Here is a 3247-nt window from a genome sequence, read left to right as displayed (position 1 = left end):
CCGAGCGGCTGCAGGCTTTGGTGTGCTCGTAGTATGGGACGTGATCCCACTTTCGGCGTGCTTTGAACGTCTCGCAACGCAGTCATCCCAACTCCCCACTCCGCTCATGTTCGATTCGGCCTCTACAAGAATTCATAGTGTTCAACGCGCGGCTCCCGCGTGCCTTGCCAGTAGTCCAGCGTTGTGAGGGGCCAGTTCTGCGAGATCCTGCCCTTCGAATTGCGATACCACGTGTTCACATTGGATACTCCAATGGCCATGGTCATCGTTGTAGCGTCGACCAGGTCGTTGAACTCCACGAACGGCTCGGCTTTGACGTTCAGGGCGCGAGCACCTCGAGACAGCAGCATGCGTATGCACTCCAGTGTGTACTCGACGCCTGCCTCCGTGAACAGCACGCTGCTGCCGTGGGTGTTGAGGTTGGTATTGGGCCCATACAGGAGGAAAAGGTTGGGGAACTTGGGCACAGTAATCCCCCAGTACGCGCGCGCGTCGCCGTCCCACTCGTCGTGCAGGCTTACACCGTCGATGCCGGACAATTCGAAGGTGCGCAAGAAGTCGGCAGCCTTGAAGCCGGTGCCGTAGATAATTACGTCGGCCTCGTGGATCGTTCCGTCTTTTGTCTCCACGCCTTCCGGGGTGATCCGGGCGATTCCTTCGGAATTGAGGTTGACGTTATCCTGCTTGAGCGCGGAGGTCCACGTTCCGTCGTCGCGAACGCTTCGCTTGGCATAGGGAGGGTAATTGGGAATCACCTGCGCGAGCAGATCGGGCCGCTCAGCAAACGCATCGGTCAGATAGGCTATGAGATACTGGCGTACGTCCTCGTTCTTCTCGGAGACGGAGATCGGATGGTGCCACTCCGGGTCGACGATCGCGAGATCGCGGATGCCGTCGACGTTCGCCCAGAACTGACTGAAACGGTACCAGCGGTGATAGTTGGGAACGTTCTGGAACAGCCACTTCATTGCATTTGGCATTTCACTGGTGTATCCCGGAGTCGGCACGACATAGGGAGGGGTTCTTTGAAGAACGGTGACGTGCTTCGCGATCTTCGCGACCTGAGGGAAGACTTGGAATGCGCTTGCCCCAGTGCCGATGATGACGACCCGCTTGTCCGCGAGGTCGACGTCGTGATTCCAGCGAGCAGTATGCCAAGTGGGCCCGCGAAAGGTTTCGGCGCCGCTGATGTAGGGGATGTTCGGTTCGTTCAACTGCCCGACGGCAGAGATGATTGCATTGGCATGCAGGGTCTCCTCGGATCCATTCTCGTTTCTGATCGTGACGGTCCAGGTGGCCGAGGCCTCGTCGTAGGCGCCGTGCACGAACTCGCTCGAAAAACGGATGTGTTCCCTGAGTGACAGCTCGTCTGCTACGCCGCGGAAGTAGTCCAGGATCTCGTCGCGTCGGGAATACTGCGACGGCCAGGAGCCCGTCTGAGCGAACGAATAGCTGTAGTTGAAATTCGTCGTGTCCAGCCGTGCTCCTGGGTAGCTGTTGTCGAGCCACACACCCCCGACGTCGCTTCTGCGTTCGATGATCGAGAAGGCCACACCGGCCTGGTCGAGGCGGTGCCCTGCTGCGAGCCCCGACATTCCAGCCCCGATGATGACGACATCGAAGGCCGTGTCAGGTGCTATCGCCGCTTTCGTCCAGCTCGGCGCGCCGGTGTCGACCGGCATTCCGAGTTCGTGGATGAGCATCGGAACATAGGCTTCGTCGATCGGGCCGGTCATGAACTCCAGCATCTGCCGCAACTGCTCCGAGCTCAGCCGAACCGTTCCGTCGAGTCCGTTGTCCCGAATGGAGGCCAGCGTCTGGAATGCCAGCTCCCTCGCCTCGGACTGTTCGTCCGTCGAGAGGCCACTTTGCCCTGCGATCCCCTCATAGATGGAGACCGGCTTGGGTCTGAGGTTCTGGCGGAGGATCGAGAGGTCTCCTGTGAGTGAGGCGAGGGTGGGCAACAACGTCACGAGGTGCGCCTCTTCGAGCACAGAGCGGAGCTCGTCGTCACTCACACCTGCGAGGAGGGTTGTCACTTCGGCGTGCTGTAAGGTCATAATTTCTTCCCTTTCGTCGGGTGTGGAAGGGGCCGCTATTGCAGGACGATGGTGTCAAGCTCGCTGGCCTTGGTGAGCGCACCGTACTTGTACGCGAGGTCGGCCCAGACTTGGAGACCCTTCCGGTCCAGGTTTGCGGAGAACGTCTCGAACTGCAGCCCGGCAGCTTGTGCCTGCGTGTAGGAGGGAAGGAAGGTCGGAACGGTGGTGCGTAGCTCCTCAGGGTGCGCCTGACCATAATCGAGAGCTTCCGTCCATGCTTCACGGAATGCGCTCAACAGCTCAGGATTTTTCTTCGCCCAGTTGGCGCTGGTGAAGGTGACCTGAATAAGGTTCTGCAGTCCCGCCGCGACCTGCGCGTCGGAAATGATCGTTCCACCGTGAGCCAGAGTCGGCCCGAGGAACGGCTGCACCATGAAAGCTGCATCTACCCCACCGCCTTGGAGCTGGGCGGGCATGTCCGGGAACGGCAGTTCGGTGAACACGAGTTTCGTGTCATCCCCGCCATCGGCGTGGACCGCTGCACGGACCACGACTTCGGTGGAATTCTTCAAGGTATTTATGGCGACCTTCTTGCCGACCAGGTCGCGTGCCCGGGTGATCCCCGACGACGGCATCGCGACGATGACTCCGGTCTCGTCCTTGACGGCGGGGTTGTCACGGTTGTAGCCGGCAATGATCTTAACGTCGAGACCTTTCGCCGCGGCCTGCATCACGGAGACGGGGTTTCCTACGGCAACATCGATGGAGCCGTTCATGACACCGGGCAGGAGCGCCGCCGCACCGGCCCCTGACTGATATTTCAGAGCGATGCCGTGTTTGGCGAAAATGCCCTTCGTGTCCCCGAGGTGCACCGGCGCGAACGTCGTCGCGGGGAACTCGCCGAGGGTGATGGTGGTGAGTGTACCGGAGCCCGGAGTGGCGGCAGCGGGGCCGTCGCCGCCACCGGAGACCGATCCAGCAGCACAACCCGACAGACCCAGTGCAATGATGGCCGCGGCCGCGAGGCCCGCGATGCGAATGCTGTGGTGCACAGTTGGTTCCTCTTCCTTGAGTGCGTGCGTTGGAGGCTACGACAGAGAGGAGCGAGAGTGTCGTCGCGCCATTGCGGACGTCTCTGTGCCGCTCTCCGTGCGACGTGTAAGGTAAACTGATATGTATTGGACCTTACAGCACTCCCGGCGGTT

2 protein-coding genes are annotated in these 3247 nt (G+C 60.6%); both read right to left on the bottom strand.

All coding sequences use genetic code 11. The features are described 5' to 3' along the window. Positions 1-122: 122 nt before the first annotated feature. Positions 123-2060 carry an NAD(P)/FAD-dependent oxidoreductase gene (locus AB0O52_RS23255; RefSeq protein WP_364542961.1) on the bottom strand — a complete coding sequence of 646 codons (1938 nt, stop codon included), beginning with the start codon at positions 2058-2060 and terminating at the stop codon, positions 123-125. Positions 2061-2095: 35 nt separating this feature from the next. Then, positions 2096-3094 carry an ABC transporter substrate-binding protein gene (locus AB0O52_RS23250; protein ID WP_364542958.1) on the bottom strand — a complete coding sequence of 333 codons (999 nt, stop codon included), beginning with the start codon at positions 3092-3094 and terminating at the stop codon, positions 2096-2098. Between the last annotated feature and the right edge of the window lie 153 nt (positions 3095-3247).

Source organism: Arthrobacter sp. NPDC080073, from assembly GCF_040686575.1.
Classification (GTDB): domain Bacteria; phylum Actinomycetota; class Actinomycetes; order Actinomycetales; family Micrococcaceae; genus Arthrobacter.
Note: the sequence above shows the minus strand (reverse complement) of the source record. Positions and strands in the feature narration are given on the sequence as shown.